Source organism: Pseudomonas sp. Pme6b (genome assembly GCF_058129925.1).
On the sequence record NZ_CM176704.1, the window covers coordinates 4735659 to 4755024 of the forward strand.

Consider the following 19366-nt stretch of genomic DNA (forward strand, 5'->3'; position numbering starts at 1 on the left):
GAACGCTGGACAGTCAGGTCGTTATTGGCAGCAGCGCGAATGTCGTAGCATTTGCCACCCACTTCTATTTGACCGTGTGCTTTGAGTTCCTGTACATCCACCTCTGAATGTCTAAGCGCTTCGACGTTAGAGAAACGTGTTTGTATCGGGTTCATGACTCATCCTCTTTCAATGCGCGTCGCGCCACGTTTTTATCCACTCTACAAGTTCAGCGATCGCCTGCTTCAGCGTCACCACACTCACCTTCTCTCTGGGAATTGCCTTAAAGCCGATATACAGCTCGCTGCCTGCATGCCACCCCAGCCCGGGTCCATCATTGAACAGAGGGTTAAGTGCGCCACTCAACAAACGCTTCAAGGGAAGATCAGGGGAAATGTCCATCAGCCCGATCAGCAGCAGGCGCTGGAATACGTGGTCCACGACCACTTTCAGCGCAATCTCTTCATCGACCACCAGATCACAAGCGCCTGTGTCGTCGAATACCAAGGGTTGCATCGTCAATGACGTTGATAAGTCGGCAAGAACAGTTTTGTATAATCGGTCAGTCATTAATACACCTCGGCGTGCTGAAAAATGTACGAATTGACGAGGTCGATAAATCAATTCCCCAGGCAGGGTATTAATCATCGAAGCCTGCAAAACAATGCATTCACGGACCAGGACGGAAGATAAGGCCGCCGCCCTGCTCCATTGCATCAATGCGCCCGGTCAATCCCGAACTGATCCAGCACCGGGTCAACGTTATGATCGAACGCCTTCTGCGCCTTGTGCTTCTTGACCGCATCAATGATCGCCGAGATACCAAAGCCCAAGGCCATGGCACCGTCGATGGCCCAGCCGATAACCGGGATTGCAGCACCCAGTGCCGCGCCTGCGGCAAGCCCTGTGGCTTCGCCGGCGACCAGGCCGACAGCGCGGCCGATCATCTGCCCGCCCAGACGCCCGAGACCGGCGGAGGCCTCGCGGCCCATCATCTTCGCCCCGGCGTCGACCCCTCCCTTGATCGCCTCGGCGCCCAGCTTCGTGCTGTCGTAAATGGCCTGCGTCGCGCCAAGCTTGTCGCCGTTGGCGAGCATGGTGGATACCGATGCAAAGCCCATGACTGAGTTCAGCACCTTGCCGCCCGCCCCGGCATCAGCAAGCTGAGCCAACAGCGAGGGGCCGCCCTCTTCATCACTTTTGCCTTCCAGAAACTTGCGGCCTTTTTTGGAGTTCTGCAGCTCATTCAATGTGCTGGTCGTGTAGTTTTCATGCTCGCCTTCAACGAAATCAGCGGGCAGCACACTTTCATAGGCCGCTTTCTGGTTGTCTGCGGTTTGCAGGGCTTCGCTGGCATCGGCCTTTTTCTGGCCAAGCAATTGCTTCAGTGCGCCACCTTCGCTGAAGTTGCGAACGTAGGAATCGGCAATCTTCGTTTGCACTTCATCAGGCTGGTTGTTGAATACTTGCTGGGCAGTGGGCACTTGGGCATCGGGAAACAGGTCTTTTTGCAGTTGCAGTTGAGCCGACAGGCCGGTGATGGCGCCGCTGTAATCGGGGTCGGGGTTGTGTTTGCCGACGGCCTTGTCTGCGGTTGCCAGGTCGGTTTGCAAGGCCTTTCCGCTGTTGACGTTTTGAACCTGCTCAGTCACGGCCTTTTGCAGCGCCGAATCGCTGCTGACCAGGCTGCGCTCCTGTTCGGGAATGCTTTTGTTGAGGTACTCCTGAACATCGGGATCGGCTTGCAACTGAGCGATTCGCTCATTAAGGCCCGCCTCGGTCTTCTCGGTATTGCGCAAATCCCGCCCGGCTATCACGCTCTGCTGAGTCTGCTGCAACTTGATCATCACAGCGGCCTTCTGCGCGCCGGTGTAAGCCTTGGGCTTCTCGAAAACCTGAGCGTTGAGTTTGCTGATATCGATACCGGCTACCGAATTCAACGTCGCGGCGTCGCTGAGCATGCTGGCGAACTGGCCACCATTTTTGGGGGCGCTCTTCCTGATCCACTCGCTCATATTGGACGCATCGAACACCTGGTCGGGGCTATGCGCAGCCTTCTTGCGCCCGGTCAGACCGGCTTCATCCACCTGGCTGAGGAAGCCCGCCTGCGACCACATGTTGGACGACTGTTTGAGCGTACCTGACAACCCGGGGTTACTTTTAATCAGCGCTTTCAGACCCTCGGCGCTGACATTACCATCGACATCGGTTTTGTCAGGCGCCCCAACGGCATGATGAGGGTCGGCTGCCGTCGCCAACGGCATATTGGCGCGCATCACCGCTGCGCTGCGCACCATTTCAAGGGATTGAGGATCAGCGCCGGGGTTATCTTCCATGTACTTGGCCAAGTCCTTGTCGGCATTGTCGGCCGCCTTCTCCATATTTTTGGCGAACGCCTTGAGGTCTTTGTTGGTGATTTTCCCATCCGCATTACCGCCATCCTTGCCGACGTCCACAGCCGTCTTCAACGCAGGGTTGGCGTTGATGAACGCCATCGCCTTGTCAGCATTGGGGCCGTGCTCTCTGGCCATCCAGGCGGCCGCAATCGGCCGGTTGAGTTCTTTTGCCGCCTGCTCGCGTTCTTCGGGCGGCAGATGGGCGACCATCGGATCCCAGCGCTTGAGGGCCTCGGGCGAAGAGTATTCGGAGTTATCGAGAAACGCGGCATCGGTAGCGCTGGGAGCATTTGCCGGGTCGGAGGCAGCCGCCGCAGGTGACGCGCTGGCTGTTGAGACCGATGTCATTGGGGACACCTGATCACTGTCCTGATCAACGCTGGAGGTGCTCTCGCTACTACTGCTGCGAGTCAGCAGACTCATCAGCGATGAGCCGCTTTGCTCGGCATCAGAAAAGAAAGATGTATTGTCGTTGGCCTGGCCGAACTGCACAAAGGCCTGATCACCACCTGCGCTGCTCTGCGTGAGCGAGGCTTTGGCTAATGGCGTCTCAGCAGCCAGTTCGCCAGAGGTGGGTTGATTCACGATGCTGCCGAGGGCAGGACTGGGAGAACTGGATATACGCATGGTTGCCATCCAAGTGGTGAAGGATGGCAACTGTGTGGTTTTGCGTGCGAGTTGGTTCCAGACAGATATCCACTCAGGCGAACGGGTCAATCTGCTGCTTCAATTGCACCCGTGCCCGGGACAGTCGCGAGCGCACAGTGCCAATCGGAACGCCGAGCGTGTTCGCCGTATCCTGATAATTGCCATCCATCTCCAGCGACACTTCCAGGACCTTTTGCATGTTCGACGGCAAGCAATCAATGGCTGCGATGACGCGTGCCAATTGCCTGTGCCCGTCTACCTGATGAGTGATATCGCCATTCCATTCCAGCCCTGAATGAACGTCGTCTTCCCAGCTTTCCTGATAGGGCTGGCGATACATTTTGCGGAAGTGATTACGGATCAGGTTCAACGCAATACCACACAACCAGGTCTGCGGCTTGCTGGCATGTTGAAACTTGTGCTCGTTGCGCAGGGCCTCCAGAAATACGCATTGCAAGATGTCATCGACATCATCCGGGTTCATTACGCGCTTCTGAATGAACGCTCTGAGCATCTGTATCTGATCAGCCGTCAGTTGACGGATACCGGCAGACGAAGAGTCCTGGCGTGGCTGGGTTGCATCAAGGATCACTAGGTTCGGAAACATGGGCTTACCTTAATTTAATGGTGTGCAAGCCCTATAGCGATAACCGTGCCAGCCAAAATAATTATTTAAGTTACTGATTTATATAATTATTTTAAAATTTGTAATTCTTTGTAATACATTTTTTTGCGCAACGCCGTTTTTATCACTACAGCTTTTGGCACAAACGCGTCAGCCCCTTTTACAAGGGAACCGAATCCTGGCCAGGCCCCACTCAGCGGTCATGACCAGGCTCAGAACCGTCCTATGAAAATCGTCGCCCCGCCTATATTGCCAACCCACACGGTCACGCCGATTCGCGCCGTCACGCCCGCTGCGCGAGCGATTCCCGGGACCCTGTCGTCGGAAAAAGGCACGTCATCGCAACAGGTCTCGCGCTTCGCCGCAGCACTGGTGCAAAACAGCCGGATACTGCGCCAGCGCGAACTGATCGCAAGCAGAAATGCACTGCAATCACGGGCCGTCAAACTGGGTGAGCTCTATCAGTTGTTGATGAGCGCCAACGATACCGGTCTGGATAACGCCGCGAGGCTGCTGCGCAAAAAACTGCTGCAAGAGAACGACACAGAACTGGAACAGGTTCTGGAATTTGCCGATGGCGATGCGGCCAAGGCCCACGTGGTGCTGCAAGCGGCACGCAAACAGGCTGAGGAAGATGGCGCTGAAGGCGAGTACGTGGCGCTCACCCAAACGCTGAAACAGTTGCGACGCAAGTTCGGACCACACGCCCGGGCAGGCATTAATACTGCCAGGGCGTTCGGGCGGCAGAACGTCGACAACAAACGCCGTGCCGCGTTGCGCAACCTTTATGGCGTAGCGGTTTCCGGACAGCCAAACGTGACCGGCCTGATCGAAGCCTTGATCAACGAGCAGGAAGAGACCGGAGACTTCGACCTCAATCTGCGCGACATGCGCAGAGCCATTGCCGACGATCTCTCGGCGATTACCCCTTCGGCATCTCATGAACAGCTGCGCACATTGATGCACGGGCTGACCACGGCACGCCACGTGACGACGTTGTTGCGCGGTTGTGAACACCTGCTTGGGCGCATGCGCAACAAGAACCCTGACCTGAAGGTGGATCCGCCAGCCTTTCTCAAACACTTGCTGACCCTGACGGCCAATGGAATGAACGTGAACCAGACCCTGCAACTGACTCAACACATCGGCGGTGCCAGGCTCAAGAACCAGCTGGCATTTCTCAATGGCTTGCGGCCGATGCTGATGCAATTGCCCATCCTGCTCTGGAAGGACATGAAAAGCCGCCAGGCTGCGCTGAATAACCTGCTCACCCTGATGGCAGAACTGACTCAACAGGAACAGAAGCAGCTTTTTGAGGGGCTTGCCGGATGAATCAAGTCATCAACTTTCTGAACATGATTGCCCTGTCGGCCATGCGCCGGTCAGAGCTGGTCGGCGCATTCTTCGTCATCGCCATTGTCTTCATGATGATCACCCCCCTGCCCACCGGGCTGGTTGATGTGTTGATCGCGGTGAACATCTGTATCTCGTGCCTGCTGATCATGCTGGCGATGCATTTGCCAAGACCGCTGGCATTCTCGACCTTTCCGGCCGTGCTGTTGCTGACCACCATGTTTCGTCTGGCGCTGTCGATTTCCACAACACGATTGATCCTGCTCAATCAGGACGCCGGGCACATTGTCGAAGCCTTCGGCCAATTCGTGGTGGGTGGCAACCTGGCGGTGGGCCTGGTGATCTTTCTGATCCTGACAGTGGTCAACTTTCTGGTTATCACCAAAGGTTCGGAACGGGTCGCCGAGGTCGGCGCGCGGTTTACGCTGGACGCTATGCCCGGCAAGCAGATGTCCATCGACAGTGACCTGCGTGCCAACCTGATAACCGTTCAGGAGGCGCGCAATCGCCGCGCTGAGCTGAACAAGGAAAGTCAGTTGTTCGGTGCTATGGACGGCGCGATGAAGTTCGTCAACGGTGATGCCATTGCCAGCCTGATCATCGTTGCCATCAACATGATCGGCGGTATTTCCATCGGCGTGTTGCAGCACAATATGAGCGCGGGCGATGCGTTGCAGCTGTACACCGTGCTGACCATCGGTGACGGCCTGATTGCACAGATCCCGGCGCTACTGATCTCCGTAACCTGCGGCATGATCATCACCCGCGTACCCAATACCGAGGCTGGCGCGGAGGCCAACATTGGCCGTGAAATCGCCGAACAGATTACCAGCCAGCCCAAGGCATGGATCATCGCCGCAGTGGCCATGCTCGGCTTCGCGGCTCTGCCGGGTATGCCCACGGGAGTATTCATCACCATCGCGATCATCTGCGGTGCCGGGGGCATGCTGCAGTTGCAACGGGCAAAACCCAAGCCCAACGAACAACGCGCCACTGCCGTCGCCCCGGAAATGAACGGCAAGGAAGACCTGCGTACCTTCTCACCGAGTCGGCAGTTCGTCCTGCAGTTTCACCCTGGCCAGGACAGCGCACAGATAGAGGCACTGATCAGCGAAATACGTCGGCGACGCAATAGACTGGTGGTGCAATACGGTCTGACCCTGCCGTCGTTCATCATTGAACATGCCGATCATCTTCCTCCGGACGAGTTTCGCTTCACCGTCTACGACGTACCCATGCTCAAGGCGACATTTACCCAGTCCCATGTCGCCGTGGACGCCCGCCAACTGGGTGGTGAAAACCTCCCGGCGGCGATTCCGGGCAATACCGACCGCCAGGAAGATCAATGGGTGTGGTTGCCCGCCGAGCAGTGCGGTGAGCTGAACCCGGTCAGCGCCATGACCCTGATCGTCGAACGCATGGAACGCGCATTGCAGTCCTGCGCGCCTCAGTTCATCGGCTTGCAGGAGACCAAAGCCATCCTCAGCTGGCTGGAATCCGAGCAGCCGGAGCTTTCACAAGAGATACAGCGAGTGCTCACGCTGACGCGCTTCTCGGCGGTTCTGCAACGTCTCGCGTCGGAGCGCGTACCGCTCAGAGCCATACGGCTGATCGCCGAGACCCTGATCGAGCATTGCCAGCATGAACGCGATACCAACGTGCTGACCGACTACGTGCGCATCGCGCTCAAATCGCAGATCTACCACCAGTATTGCGGTGCCGAAGGCCTGCAGGTGTGGCTGCTCACGCCGGAAAGCGAGGGCTTGCTGCGCGACGGTCTGCGCCAGACACAGACCGAAACGTTCTTCGCACTGAGTAACGAGATCAGCCAGATGCTCGTGCAACAAATGAATATCGCATTTCCGGTGCGCGCGCCCGAACAGGCGGTACTGCTGGTCGCGCAGGACCTGCGCAGCCCACTGCGGACCTTGTTGAGGGAGGAGTTCTATCACGTTCCCGTACTGTCTTTCGCAGAAATCAGCAACGCGGCCAAGGTCAAGGTAATGGGTCGCTTCGACCTTGAAGACGATCTTGAGCCAATGGACAACGAGCACGCAGCTTGAGCCTTTCAGGCTTGAGCAAAGGGAGACTTTCAGATGTTTGAATTACGCGTACTGAACGGTCAGCACCAAGGCGCAGCCTTGCCACTGGTGGGCGAGCAATGGTCGATTGGCTCTGCCGCGCAACACGATCTGGCACTGGACGACGCAGGAGTGGAAAGCCTGCATTGCCGCCTGCAACGCCTGGACGACAGCTGGACACTGAACGCTGAAGAAGGCGCGGTGTGCGACGAAGAGGGTAACGCCCGGCCCGGTATTGATCTGACACTCAACACTGCATTCTTGTTGGGCTCAGTGTGGCTGTGCGTTTCGCCCGCAGGCGATGAGTGGCCTTCAGTGCCAGCGGTCATCCCGAAACAGCCACAGGCCGACCCCGAGCCTGTGCGCAATGATGTGCCGCTGAAAAAGGTCAAGTCGCGCTCGCAATCGCTCATCCGTACCACAGGGATCATCGCCGGCTTGCTGGTGGGCGTCATCGGCAGCGCCTGGAGCCTGACCCGCCCGCCCGCCATTGCAATGGACCAAAGCCCCGGCCACATGGCCTCGGTCACAGCAGAGGCACCGGTAGAGACATCTCCTACACCGGCAAAGATCATCAAACCCGCGGCCGATAAACGCATACGCCTGACCAGCGCGGATGCGGTACGCCATCAGTTGGGCACTATGCTCAGCGACCGGCTGCTGACCGATGTCAGCGTGGAAGAAACAGCCGAGGGGCTGGTGCTCAACGGCGATCTCAAAGAGGAATCCCTGCTGGTCTATCAACGCATGCTGCAGCGTTTCAAGGACCGCTATGAGTCGCCGGTGACGGTGTTCGACAACGTCGCCAGCACACGCAGCGCCCTGCCCTTCGTGGTGGTTCAAATCATGACCGGCCCGCATGCGCATCTGGTGACTGCAGACGGCCGCCGTATTTATGTGGGTGACGAGGTGGATGGCTTGCGCCTGACGCGAATCGACAATCAGCGCCTGCAATTCGACGGCAATCGGCACATTGAGGTGAACTGGTGAATGCTGCACTGAGCCAGTGGAAAGACGCCCACGCAGCACGCTTGCGTGACTACAGCGCCGTGCGCGTCAGTGGCCGGGTCAGTGCAGTGCGCGGGATTCTGCTGGAATGCAAGATTCCTGCGGCCAAGGTGGGCGATCTTTGCGAGGTGAGCAAAGCCGACGGCAGTTTTCTGCTGGCTGAAATCGTCGGTTTCACTCAGGAATGTACGCTGCTCAGCGCCTTGGGCGCACCCGACGGAATCCAGGTCGGTGCTCCGATCCGCCCGCTGGGCATCGCCCACAGGATTGGCGTTGACGACAGTTTGCTGGGCTGCGTCCTGGATGGCTTCGGACGTCCACTGCTCGGTGATTGCCTCGGTGCTTTTGCCGGGTCGGATGATCGTCGCGAAACACTGCCGGTGATCGCCGACGCCTTGCCGCCCACCCAGCGCCCGCGCATTACCAACGCCCTGCCCACCGGGGTACGCGCCATCGACAGCGCCATTCTTCTGGGCGAGGGTCAACGTGTGGGGCTGTTCGCCGGTGCTGGCTGTGGCAAGACCACACTGATGGCCGAACTGGCCCGCAACATGGGCTGCGATGTCATCGTCTTCGGGCTGATCGGCGAACGGGGCCGCGAGCTGCGCGAGTTTCTCGACCATGAACTGGACGAAACCCTACGCGCCCGCTCGGTGCTGGTCTGTGCCACCTCTGATCGCTCAAGCATGGAGCGCGCACGCGCAGCGTTCACCGCGACCGCTATCGCCGAAGCATTCCGCGCACGAGGCCAGAAAGTGCTGTTGCTGCTCGACTCCCTGACCCGGTTTGCCCGTGCGCAGCGGGAGATAGGGATTGCCTCGGGCGAACCGTTGGGGCGTGGCGGCCTGCCACCCTCGGTTTACACCTTGCTGCCACGCCTGGTCGAGCGCGCCGGCATGAGCGAGAACGGCTCGATCACCGCACTCTACACCGTGCTGATCGAGCAGGACTCGATGAACGATCCGGTGGCGGATGAAGTGCGTTCACTGCTCGACGGGCACATCGTGCTGTCCCGCAAGCTGGCCGAGCGCGGGCATTACCCCGCCATTGACGTATCCGCCAGCATCAGCCGGATCCTCAGCAATGTCACCGGCCGCGAACACCAGCGAGCGAACAATCGTCTGCGCCAGCTACTGGCTGCCTACAAACAAGTGGAAATGCTCCTGCGGCTGGGCGAATACCAGGCCGGTGCAGACCCGGTGACCGATTGCGCGGTGCAACTGAATGACGACATCAACGAATTTCTGCGCCAGGACCTGCGTGAGCCGGTGCCCTTGCAGGAAACCCTGGACGGGTTGCTGCGGCTCACTTCCAGACTGCCGGAGTAACGATGGAAGACACACTGGAAGACGATCCGCAGCGAGCAGCACTGGAACAGGTGATCAGCTTGCTGACCCCGCTGCGCCAGCATCGTCAGGCGAGCGCTGAACGGGCTCATCGCCACGCGCAGGTGGAACTGAAATCGATGCTCGACCACTTATCAAAAACACGGGCATCGCTGGATCAGGAACGTGACAACCACAAGCGGCGTCGCGAGGGCCTGTCTCAGGAACACCTGGAAAAGACCATCAGCCCGAACGATATCGACCGATGGCATGAGAAAGAAAAACACATGCTCGACCGCCTGGCCTGTATTCGGCAGGACGTGCAGCAACAGCAATTGCGGGTAGCCGAACAGCAGGCGTTGCTTGAGCAGAAGCGCCTGCAAGCCAAAGCGTCTCAGCGGGCGGTCGAGAAACTCGCCTGCATGGAGGAGACGCTCAACGAAGAAGGTTAAGTGACGATGACCGCACCGATCAAACACCCGGCCAAAGCGCCAACGGCACCACCCGTAGTGCATGCCACACCGCCTTCTGCGCCCACGCAGCGCGCACCGGACAAGGCTGATGACAAGCCACCGGCTTTTGGCAGCACAACGCGTACCGACATGCCGAAGGTCCGCTTCGCACAAAACCGTTCGGCGACAGAGACACCGGAGAGCGCCGACGGCCTGTTCTTTTCCCAACTGCTGATACCTCAGGTCGGTGAAGAGCCTGATCAGCAAGGTTTCGGCGGCAGCAGCATCGCCCTCCCCGCACACGCCGAAAATGTACCGACCCAATTGATCGACGAGCTGGCGCAGCGCTTGCCCGAACAGCCCGCCGGCCCGCTGGCGTTTACCCTGCTGATGCCCAGCCTGGGGACAGTACGCGTCAATGCCGAAAAAACCGAACACCGTTGGAGCATCCAGCTGGGCTTCGCCCGTCGCGACGTTCTGAAACGTTTGCAGGGTCATACCGGCGCATGCCGTGACTCACTGTCGCGGGCACTCGGCCATGACGTTGAGCTGGACCTGCATGAAGATCTTGCAGCATGAGCGCGCTGCGTCTGCGCAAGGTCGATGCCCTGCTGGCTCAGGCCACGCGTGAGCTGGGTGCCGGTCAGAGCCTGGGCTTCAGCGCCGCAGGTCAGGACGCCGAACTGACCCTGTTGCCACTGCTTGCCGACACAGGCGAACCGGCAGGTGCTGTCTGGCTGAGCACAGCCATCGGGCCCCTGTTGCTGAGCGACGCCGAAGCGCTGCTCAGCCTGCTGGGCGATATCCCCTTTACGCTCGGGGGCGAGCAACAAGCCTGGTACTGGCAGCTGTTCAATCAACGTCTGAGCCCGACCATTGCCCGACTGCTGGCACCGGTCGAACCCCTGCACAACAAACCGCAAGCACCCACCCTGGGCTGCCGGGTTCAGATACGGCGTGGTGGTGAGCAGCTTCACGCGCACTTGCATGCAACGCCCGACACACTGCTCAGGCTGCTGCGATCAGCGTCCTGGCAAGCCCGCACGCGCACTGTGGACGAGTCCTGGTCAGTGGCCAGCCCCCTGATCATCGGTGAAATGTCGCTGACCCGGGAACAAATCGCCTCGCTGCGCCCCGGTGACGTGGTACTGCCCGCCCACTGCCAGTTCGACAGCGCCGGTCAAGGGTTCCTGAGCCTGGCAGGACGGCAATGGGCGGCGCAGACCGACCAGCACGCGCAGCGTCTTTTTTTGCGGCTCAGTCATGAGGAGCACCGCCACCATGAGTACTGAAGATCTGTATCAGGAAGATGTCGAGATGCTCGACGACTATGAAGACCCATCGACTGAACAGCACTGGTCCGAAGAAGAAGACGGCGAGCCATCCGGGTATGCGACGGCCGAACCGGACGATCACGCAGCGCAGGAAGAACAGGACGAGCCCCCGGCACTCGATTCGCTGGCACTGGACCTGACCCTGCGTTGCGGCGAGCTCAGGCTGACGCTCGCCGAACTGCGCCGGCTGGATGCCGGGACTATCCTTGAAGTCACCGGCATTTCGCCGGGGCACGCGACGTTGTGCCATGGCGAACAGGTGGTGGCCGAGGGTGAGCTGGTGGATGTCGAGGGTCGCCTGGGTCTGCAGATTACCCGCCTGGTGACCCGATCATGATCATGGAGGGCGTAAACCCGATCATGCTGGCGCTGTTTCTCGGCTCGCTGTCACTGATCCCCTTTCTGTTGATTGTCTGCACCGCCTTTCTGAAAATCGCCATGACCCTGCTGATCACCCGCAACGCAATTGGCGTTCAGCAGGTGCCGCCGAACATGGCCCTGTACGGCATCGCCCTGGCCGCAACCATGTTCGTCATGGCCCCGGTGGCGCATGAGATCCAGCAGCGGGTCCATGAACACCCGCTGGAACTGGGCAGCGCCGACAAGCTGCAGAGCAGTCTGAAAACAGTGATCGAGCCACTGCAACGCTTCATGACGCGCAATACCGACCCGGATGTGGTCGCCCATCTGCTGGAAAATACCCAGCGTATGTGGCCCAAGGAAATGGCCGATCAGGCCAACAAAAACGACCTGTTGCTGGCGATTCCGGCCTTTGTGCTGTCGGAACTGCAGGCCGGTTTCGAGATCGGTTTTCTGATCTATATCCCTTTCATCGTCATCGACCTGATTGTCTCCAACCTGCTACTGGCCCTGGGCATGCAGATGGTCTCGCCGATGACCCTGTCGTTGCCGCTCAAGCTGCTGCTGTTCGTGCTGGTGTCGGGTTGGTCCCGCCTGCTCGACAGCCTCTTCTATTCGTATATGTGAGGCGGCCATGGAAGCGTTGGCGTTGTTCAAGCAAGGCATGTTTCTGGTCGTCATCCTGACCGCTCCGCCGCTGGGTGTCGCTGTGCTGGTCGGGGTGCTCACCTCGCTGCTGCAGGCACTCATGCAGATTCAGGATCAGACGCTGCCCTTCGGCATCAAGCTCGGGGCGGTCGGGCTGACCCTGGCCATGACCGGCCGCTGGATCGGCGTCGAGCTGATTCAGTTCATCAATATGGCTTTCGACCTGATTGCACGGTCCGGGGTCAATCACTAAATGCCCTTCGACGCCCACGAAGCGTTTCAATTCATGCTGGGCATGGGTCTGGCGATGGCGCGCCTGCTGCCGTGCATGCTTCTGGTGCCAGCCTTCTGTTTCAAATACCTGAAAGGCCCGCTGCGCTATGCGGTAGTGGCCGTGCTGGCGATGGTCCCGGCCCCCGCAATCAGCCGCGCGCTGGGTTCTCTTGACGATAACTGGTTTGCCATCGGCGGCCTGATGATCAAAGAGGCGGTACTGGGCACGCTATTGGGGCTGTTGCTGTATGCGCCGTTCTGGATGTTTGCCTCGGTCGGCGCCCTGCTCGACAGTCAGCGCGGGGCGCTCAGCGGTGGCCAGTTGAACCCGGCCCTCGGTCCGGACGCCACACCGCTGGGCGATTTGTTTCAGGAAACCCTGATCATGCTGGTGATTCTCACTGGCGGTCTTTCACTCATCACTCAGGTCATCTGGGACAGCTACAGCGTCTGGCCACCGACTGCCTGGCTGCCGGGCATGACCGCAGGCGGTCTGGACGTCTTTCTGGAACAGCTCAACCAGACCATGCAACACATGCTGTTGTATGCCGCGCCCTTCATTGCCCTGCTACTGTTGATCGAAGCCGCGTTTGCGATCATCGGCCTGTATGCACAGCAACTGAACGTATCGATTCTGGCCATGCCAGCCAAAAGCATGGCCGGCCTGGCCTTTCTGTTGATCTACCTGCCAACGCTGCTGGAGCTGGGCACCGGTCAACTGTTGAAGCTGGTTGATCTGAAGTCGCTGCTGGCGCTTCTGGTGCAAGTGCCGTGAGTGAAAAAACCGAAAAGGCTACCCCCAAACAGATACGTGACGCTCGCGAAAAAGGTCAGGTGGGGCAGAGTCAGGACCTTGGCAAACTGCTGGTACTGATGGTCGTCAGTGAAATCACCCTGGGCCTGGCCGATGACAGCGTCGACCGGTTGCAGGCCTTGCTCGCACTGTCTTTCAAAGGTATTGACCGGAGCTTCGCTGCATCCGTCGAGCTGATCGCCAGCGAAGGCCTTTCCGTGTTGCTCAGCTTCACGTTATGCAGCGTCGGCATGGCCATGTTGATGCGCCTGGTCAGCAGCTGGATGCAGATCGGCTTTCTGTTCGCGCCCAAGGCCTTGAAGCTGGACATCAACAAGATCAACCCCTTCTCGCATGCCAAGCAGATGTTTTCCGGGCAGAACATCCTCAACCTGCTGCTCAGTATCCTCAAGGCTGTTGCCATTGGCGCGACCTTGTACATGCAGGTCAAGCCCGCGCTGGGCGCTCTTATCCTGCTGGCCAACAGCGATCTGACGACGTACTGGCACGCATTGGTCGAACTCTTTCGTCATATTTTGCGCGTGATTCTGGGGTTGCTGCTGGTCGTCGCCATGGTCGACTTCGCCATGCAGAAATACTTTCACGCCAAGAAGCTGCGCATGAGCCACGAGGACATCAAAAAAGAATACAAACAGTCCGAAGGCGATCCTCATGTCAAAGGCCATCGTCGACAACTGTCCCATGAAATCCTCAACCAGGAGCCCAGCGCCGCCCCCAATCCGGTGGAGGAAGCAGACATGCTGCTGGTCAACCCGACGCACTACGCGGTGGCGCTGTATTACCGGCCAGGCGAGACGCCTCTGCCGCTGATTCATTGCAAGGGTGAGGACGAGGAAGCGCTGGCGCTGATTGCTCGGGCCAAAAAGGCCGGTATCCCGGTGGTGCAGAGCATCTGGCTGACAAGAACGCTGTACCGCGCCAAGGTGGGCAAATACATCCCTCGCCCCACGCTGCAAGCTGTCGGGCACATCTACAAAGTGGTTCGCCAGCTGGATGAAATCACCGATGAAGTGATTCAGGTTGAGGTGGAGCTTTAAGCTGGGAGCTGCAAGCCGGAGCCTCCATCGCCAGCGCTGCACTCAACGTAGCTCAATCGGCATGATCCGTACACTTATCTGAAGGATGTCCTCACATACCTACCGACGCCGCAGCCGAGTGAAGTTGATCAACTGCTGCCGCATAAGCGGATGCCGTTTCAGTCATGCAAGACGGAGTTGCTGAACGCTTGCGGTTCAGGGAATGGCGTGAGGCGAAGAACGAGCGACGGCTCCCATTATCGGCTTCACCCTGGGCAGCTCAACTGTTCAGGGTGAAGTTCAATGGAAAAGAGCGTGCTGTCCCTGGCCAGGTAGCTATGCTCCTGGTGAAACTTGAACCTGCGCATCATAGCCAGCAACTGCGGTTCCTTGCAGGCCAGTTGGTCCAGACCAAGACGTATTCTCGCCTCCATGCTGGCCTTGCGTTCCTCGGAGAGGCTGCTAGCTGGCAAGTCGATCCTGTAGCGGTAGAAGATCGTGTCACCGTACCTCAAACCCACGTACTCAAGGGTGGTAATTGCATCCAGTTGCTTTGGCAGGGTCGCGTCCAACTGGGCGAGGCGCTCGACAAGCAGAGCCTGTTGGGCCACCTTCTCCTGCTCTGCCTTGAGCGAGAAATAGCGCCCAATCCCGGCAACCAGGAGCACCGCAGCGATACCTAGGTAGAAATTACGCGGGTTGCGCCGCTTCTTCGGCGCCAGCTTCATCAACATCTTGAATGACTCGTCCTGAGCATGAAAAAGCCCCTAACGAAACCAGGAGCTACGGGTAAAAACGACATAGTTTGACACAGTACCTCAGGGGGAGCACTCGGCTAATCCCCGGGCGGGGGGGTTATCAGGCGAGCACTGCGTGAGCTATCTGCCCAAGCCTGAACTGACTTTGACGCGCTGCGGCTCCGAATCGAGAAACCAGGAAAAACCTCTAAGTGCCAACCGGTTTCATCACGCAAGGTGTGATGCCCGGACGCTTAACGCTTACCTTGTAGCTTGCCTCTTTCAGTTGCCCCAAAAAAAAACCGCCTCCTCTGCAGGGGCGGTCTTCTTTCATGCTGGCAGAATTGCCTAAGCCAGGTGTTCCAGGCCTGCCAGCATCAACTCATGTCGCCGTATGTCATCCAGGTTGGTGACGGCATCCGGCGCGTCGCTTACGGCATGCCACACTACAAAATCACGCTGTACATCCAGAAACAGAACGTAGTTACGGAACCGCTCGGCCTCTGAGAACCTCATTTGCAGCGCCTCTCTCAGTTGCTCGGGACGCAGCGCACGCCCTTCGATGTGCAGCGCGATGCCCCAGTCATGATGCTCGCGCCGACTGACGAAGGACACTCCGTTTGCCACCGGCCAGACAGCAGGACTCTGGGCAGCGACGTTGTAGTAGAACGCCGCTTTTTCCTTTACCTCAATCATTTCTAATCCTTTAACTTCACGACTGTGTAATCCCGCTCGTGGTCCTGGTCGTCCAGACCGTCGCGCATGTCCGGCGGCCACCAGATGACCAGTTCGCGGTTTGTGGAGTCCGGACGTTTGCAGGCAACTCCCGTACATCCATGGGTGGCACACCCCGACAGGGTAGCGAACAGCACCAGCACAACTGCAATGCTACTGATCTTCATGGTTTCGCTCCCTTGAGCAGTGATGGCCGACTCTCTTTCGCCATTTTCGATATCTGTGGCTGGCGCACAGCGATATACACCTCGCTCTCTTCACCCGGTTGCAGCCAGGCGTGAGGCCAGGCGGCAACACCGATGACCCAGCGACCGCCGCAGCGGCTCTCGTCGATACGTACCGGTTTGTCGGTATTGTTGTGCGCCACGACAACCGCAACACCCCAATCCTTTCTGGCGTACCACTGCGAACGTTGAGCGTCGAGCGTCAGCCCCGCGCCCGGATCACAAAGGCTATCAGTTTCAAATGGCAGTGTTTCGCCGGTGCGCATACCCACGGGGGCAGTTCCATCGACCATCTGCGTGAAGACCTTCTGGACATCGCCGCGGGTCGGCAACTCTCCACCGTCGCGTCGCTCCTTGATCCTTTTCATCTGATCATCGACGTCATGCGGGTTACCGTTTTGCACATAGCGAGCCGGGTTGACCTGATCACCAATCAGCCGCGGCGTCAGAATGAACAGACGTTCGCGCTGGCTCAGTTCACGGCTGCGGGACTGGAACAACAGCTTGCCGATGTAGGGAATGTCGCCCAGCAAGGGAATCTTGTGGACCTTGTCATTGGCTTCCAGCCCGTGGAAACCGCCGATCACCAGCGAACCATGTTCGGCGATGACGGCCTGGGTGCTGACGTTGCCTTTGCGCACACTGGGTTGCGTATCGTTGATATCGGAGATATCGATCTGGCCGTCTTCAATGTCGACAATCAGTTGCACCTGAGGCTTGCCATCGTGGTCCAGTGAACGCGGGATCACCTGCAGACTGGTCCCGGCGGTGATGGGCTCGATATTGGCGACGCGTTCTGACGTCGCCGTGATGTATTCAGTCCGGCTGAAGTCAATGACAGCCGGCTGATTTTCCAGGGTAAGAATGGATGGGTTGCCGATCACGGACGCTGAACCGTTGCCTTCCAGCGCATGCAACTCTGCAGAAAACTTGCCCGCGTTCTGAATGAACATCGTCGAACTGGTGCCCGCGTCGAACAGGTTGACGCCTCCGCCGACGCTGCCTGCGTTGAAATTCCAGCGACTGGAGAGCTCCGCCAGCTCGTTGCGATCAATGTCGAGGATCACCGCATCGATTTCGATCAGGTTGCGTGAGACGTCCAGTTCCTTGATGAGTTTCTCGTACATCGGCTTGCGCGACGGCAAGTCATAAATCAGTACCGCGTTGTTGCGTACATCGGCTGTTACACGAATGTTCGCGCGGCCACCGGAACGGCTTTTCCCGGATTTCTTGCTGCCGCTGCCATAGCTCAACACCCGATCAAGGCCCTGTTGCAAGGCGCCGGTATCGATGCCGCTGGAATCCAGAGGCAGGCTTTGAGTGTCCGCGTCGCCACCCGCGAGTCCGGCATTTGCGCCACCGTGCCCCAACAGGTTGATGCCATTGATGGCTTCGCCGCGAGAACGCGTGTCGAGCAAATCCTGAAGAATGCTGGCGACACCCGCTACCGTCAGTTGTTGATCACGATAACGAATGGTCCGGTCCGACGCGTTGGCGTATTTGAGCGGAAACACAACAATGTCTTGCTTGTCGCCCTTTTCCGGCGTCTCGACTTTTTTGCTGTAGTCACGAACCAGTTCCACGTATTTTGCCGGGCCGCGAACCAGCACCACACCCTCGTTAGGCAGGACGCCCCAGCCAAAGCGTTTATCCAGCAGGCCTACATCAGTCAACGCCGTCTGCAAGTCATCTACCGCATCGGATGAGACTTCTACGCGCGCCGAGGTGTGTTCGCTGGACGGGCTGACGTAGAGCGTGTCGTTATAGACAAACCACTGGAAGTGGTATTCCTGACCAAGCCGGTCGAGAAACTCTTCCGGGCTCTGGGCACGAATCCGGCCATCGAGCGTTCCTGGAATGGACGGCATGTCCAGCGCCATGCCGAACTCTTTGGCAAAGTCAGCCAGCGCCGTGGTCAGTTCAGTCTGCCGGGCGTCGTAGGCGTAAGCCGTGTGTTTCCAGGCTTCGGGGGTGACCGCCCATGTAACAGGGGTCAACCCGATCAACAATAAAGGCAACCACATCAAGGCCTTGCGCATTTCAAACTCCCGGTTGCCGGTGATTGAGGGTCGTGCGCCCGGATATCGCGGGCGTCATGTCGCCAATGGTGGTCTGCATCAGGCTGAGCAAGGCCGCACGCTGATTGGCCAGGCTTTCAAGGCGATCGAGTAGATCGGCGAGGTTGCAGGGGTTGGGTATCCAGGTGACCAGGACTATGCAGCGGGTCTGCGGATCAATGGCGAAGGCGCCATCACAGGCACACGCAAGGCTGGCACCCCCGTGGCTGAGCAACGCCTCGATGCGTTGGGAGTCATTGGCATCGTAGGGATCGAGCAGCTCAATGCTGCAACGTATTCCATGACCAACCACTTCCAGGCGGACGTTGGCGTCGTCGACCCAGCAGTCCAGCGCAGTCGCTGGACGCTGATCACACCACTGGCCGACGACCTCAGCGAACTCACTGAAATCCATCGATGACATTTTTGGTCATTTTGTAGCCGGCTTGCTGGCACTGGTCAGCGATGTTGGAACTGACAGCGGCTTGCTGACTTGCCTCACCGAAGGCATCAATGTCATCGGCAGTGAAATGTCCGTTGCCACCCTCAAGCACGTCATCCACGTCGGACAAGGCGCGATTCAGCGTGCTGTCGAGGTTATTTTGCAGAGATTTGAAACTTATCATGTCCTTTTACTCCAGCAGGAAGGTTCAAACCTTGAGTGGAGCAAACGGCTGGAGCGGTTCCATTTTCGGCGCAAGAGCCTGTTTCAGGCAGACGAGTCACGGCCTGCCAGCCCGTTGCGCAGCGTCGCCCAATCGATGTCGAACGCGCCATTGGCATCGCTCAGACGCAGGCGTTCGGTGGTCAGCGATGCGTCGCGCTTAAGCTGCCAGTATTGGGCAAACCGGCTGTCAGCCAGCCACTCGGCGACCGGCTCGGCCATGTCGGGATGAACGCTGAGGGTCGCCACCGCTTCGTTGAGCTGACTGGCCGCGAGATTTTTCACCAGTGCCCTGGCGCGCTCGGCCAGCGTCGTGTCGTCAAGCAGGTGCCGAAGCGACTCGCTGAGCAATTCCTCTACGGCAGCCATTGCTTGCTGCTGTAACACTTCACGCTGCACCTGCAGTTCAGCGAGGAACGCATTGGCGTTTTCCCAGAAGCTGGCCAGCGCCTGCTGATGCACAAGGTCGGCCTTCTGTTGTTCGAGAACCAGCATTTGCTCTGCCTGGCGCTGCGCGTCGGCTAGAACATCACGAGCCAGCAGGCTGTTGGCAATGTCTTCACGACGCAGCACAGGTTCAGGCAGAAGCGCAGTGGCAGTCAGCGTAATACTGCGTTTGGCGAGCATGGGGAATTCC

At 58.7% G+C, this 19366-nt stretch carries 22 protein-coding genes and 1 pseudogene; 13 read left to right on the top strand and 10 right to left on the bottom strand.

Features of this window, described 5'->3' with window-relative positions; genetic code table 11:
- Positions 1 to 168 precede the first annotated feature (168 nt).
- The 3 genes from AC4ANE_RS21485 to AC4ANE_RS21495 form a co-directional block, all read right to left on the bottom strand.
- Positions 169 to 549, bottom strand: a complete 381-nt coding sequence (locus AC4ANE_RS21485) for a type III secretion system chaperone (protein WP_032074428.1) — start codon at positions 547 to 549, stop codon at positions 169 to 171.
- Between the two features lie 146 nt (positions 550 to 695).
- On the bottom strand, positions 696 to 3002 hold the full coding sequence (locus AC4ANE_RS21490) for a type III effector HrpK domain-containing protein (RefSeq protein WP_460408514.1): 2307 nt from the start codon (positions 3000 to 3002) through the stop codon (positions 696 to 698).
- Positions 3003 to 3075: 73 nt separating this feature from the next.
- A complete protein-coding gene (locus AC4ANE_RS21495) occupies positions 3076 to 3630 on the bottom strand; it encodes an RNA polymerase sigma factor (RefSeq protein WP_002552423.1) in 555 nt (184 codons plus the stop codon).
- 243 nt (positions 3631 to 3873) lie between these two features.
- On the opposite strand from AC4ANE_RS21495, the gene sctW reads away from it, so the two are divergent.
- From sctW to AC4ANE_RS21560, 13 genes and pseudogenes are all read left to right on the top strand, one after another.
- Positions 3874 to 4980, top strand: coding sequence for a type III secretion system gatekeeper subunit SctW (gene sctW, locus AC4ANE_RS21500; protein WP_002552422.1), 1107 nt, complete (start codon positions 3874 to 3876; stop codon positions 4978 to 4980).
- Positions 4977 to 7064: a type III secretion system export apparatus subunit SctV gene (gene sctV / locus AC4ANE_RS21505; protein ID WP_002552421.1), complete on the top strand. Its 2088-nt coding sequence runs from the start codon at positions 4977 to 4979 to the stop codon at positions 7062 to 7064. Before sctW ends, sctV begins: the two co-directional genes overlap by 4 nt.
- Positions 7065 to 7097: 33 nt before the next feature.
- A complete protein-coding gene (gene sctD / locus AC4ANE_RS21510) occupies positions 7098 to 8072 on the top strand; it encodes a type III secretion system inner membrane ring subunit SctD (protein ID WP_010203248.1) in 975 nt (324 codons plus the stop codon).
- Positions 8069 to 9418 carry a FliI/YscN family ATPase gene (locus AC4ANE_RS21515; RefSeq protein WP_002552419.1) on the top strand — a complete coding sequence of 450 codons (1350 nt, stop codon included), beginning with the start codon at positions 8069 to 8071 and terminating at the stop codon, positions 9416 to 9418. Before sctD ends, AC4ANE_RS21515 begins: the two co-directional genes overlap by 4 nt.
- 2 nt (positions 9419 to 9420) lie before the next feature.
- Positions 9421 to 9867 (top strand): YscO family type III secretion system apparatus protein, encoded by a 447-nt coding sequence (locus tag AC4ANE_RS21520; protein WP_002552418.1) that lies wholly within the window; start codon positions 9421 to 9423, stop codon positions 9865 to 9867.
- 6 nt (positions 9868 to 9873) lie between these two features.
- A complete protein-coding gene (locus tag AC4ANE_RS21525; RefSeq protein ID WP_002552417.1) occupies positions 9874 to 10446 on the top strand; it encodes a type III secretion system HrpP C-terminal domain-containing protein in 573 nt (190 codons plus the stop codon).
- On the top strand, positions 10443 to 11159 hold the full coding sequence (locus AC4ANE_RS21530) for a hypothetical protein (RefSeq protein ID WP_002552416.1): 717 nt from the start codon (positions 10443 to 10445) through the stop codon (positions 11157 to 11159). The genes AC4ANE_RS21525 and AC4ANE_RS21530 overlap by 4 nt, the downstream gene beginning before the upstream one ends.
- Entirely contained in the window at positions 11149 to 11538 is a 390-nt protein-coding gene (locus tag AC4ANE_RS21535; RefSeq protein WP_002552415.1) for a FliM/FliN family flagellar motor switch protein, read from the top strand. Before AC4ANE_RS21530 ends, AC4ANE_RS21535 begins: the two co-directional genes overlap by 11 nt.
- Complete coding sequence (gene sctR, locus AC4ANE_RS21540) at positions 11535 to 12188, top strand: type III secretion system export apparatus subunit SctR (protein WP_002552414.1); 654 nt, start codon at positions 11535 to 11537, stop codon at positions 12186 to 12188. Before AC4ANE_RS21535 ends, sctR begins: the two co-directional genes overlap by 4 nt.
- Before the next feature lie 7 nt (positions 12189 to 12195).
- Positions 12196 to 12462: a type III secretion system export apparatus subunit SctS gene (sctS, locus tag AC4ANE_RS21545; protein ID WP_002552413.1), complete on the top strand. Its 267-nt coding sequence runs from the start codon at positions 12196 to 12198 to the stop codon at positions 12460 to 12462.
- Positions 12463 to 13257, top strand: coding sequence for a type III secretion system export apparatus subunit SctT (sctT, locus tag AC4ANE_RS21550; RefSeq protein WP_002552412.1), 795 nt, complete (start codon positions 12463 to 12465; stop codon positions 13255 to 13257). It abuts the gene before it with no gap.
- On the top strand, positions 13254 to 14333 hold the full coding sequence (gene sctU / locus AC4ANE_RS21555; RefSeq protein ID WP_004666089.1) for a type III secretion system export apparatus subunit SctU: 1080 nt from the start codon (positions 13254 to 13256) through the stop codon (positions 14331 to 14333). The genes sctT and sctU overlap by 4 nt, the downstream gene beginning before the upstream one ends.
- A 51-nt stretch (positions 14334 to 14384) precedes the next feature.
- Positions 14385 to 14489: pseudogene (locus AC4ANE_RS21560) on the top strand (transposase domain-containing protein); the annotation flags it as partial.
- 89 nt (positions 14490 to 14578) lie between these two features.
- On the opposite strand, the gene AC4ANE_RS21565 reads toward AC4ANE_RS21560, so the two are convergent.
- The 7 genes from AC4ANE_RS21565 to sctL form a co-directional block, all read right to left on the bottom strand.
- Entirely contained in the window at positions 14579 to 15046 is a 468-nt protein-coding gene (locus tag AC4ANE_RS21565) for a hypothetical protein (protein ID WP_002552411.1), read from the bottom strand.
- 351 nt (positions 15047 to 15397) lie between these two features.
- Complete coding sequence (locus AC4ANE_RS21570) at positions 15398 to 15745, bottom strand: hypothetical protein (RefSeq protein ID WP_031595343.1); 348 nt, start codon at positions 15743 to 15745, stop codon at positions 15398 to 15400.
- A 2-nt stretch (positions 15746 to 15747) separates the two neighbouring features.
- The gene (gene hrpT, locus AC4ANE_RS21575; protein WP_002552409.1) at positions 15748 to 15951 is read right to left on the bottom strand and encodes an HrpT family type III secretion system protein; all 204 of its coding nucleotides are present in this window, start codon (positions 15949 to 15951) and stop codon (positions 15748 to 15750) included.
- Positions 15948 to 18047 carry a type III secretion system outer membrane ring subunit SctC gene (sctC, locus tag AC4ANE_RS21580; RefSeq protein ID WP_002552408.1) on the bottom strand — a complete coding sequence of 700 codons (2100 nt, stop codon included), beginning with the start codon at positions 18045 to 18047 and terminating at the stop codon, positions 15948 to 15950. Before sctC ends, hrpT begins: the two co-directional genes overlap by 4 nt.
- Before the next feature lies 1 nt (position 18048).
- Positions 18049 to 18480, bottom strand: a complete 432-nt coding sequence (locus AC4ANE_RS21585) for a type III secretion system protein HrpG (protein WP_002552407.1) — start codon at positions 18478 to 18480, stop codon at positions 18049 to 18051.
- Complete coding sequence (locus AC4ANE_RS21590; RefSeq protein ID WP_002552406.1) at positions 18467 to 18691, bottom strand: type III secretion protein; 225 nt, start codon at positions 18689 to 18691, stop codon at positions 18467 to 18469. The genes AC4ANE_RS21585 and AC4ANE_RS21590 overlap by 14 nt, the downstream gene beginning before the upstream one ends.
- Positions 18692 to 18774: 83 nt before the next feature.
- Positions 18775 to 19356, bottom strand: a complete 582-nt coding sequence (gene sctL, locus AC4ANE_RS21595) for a type III secretion system stator protein SctL (RefSeq protein ID WP_002552405.1) — start codon at positions 19354 to 19356, stop codon at positions 18775 to 18777.
- Between the last annotated feature and the right edge of the window lie 10 nt (positions 19357 to 19366).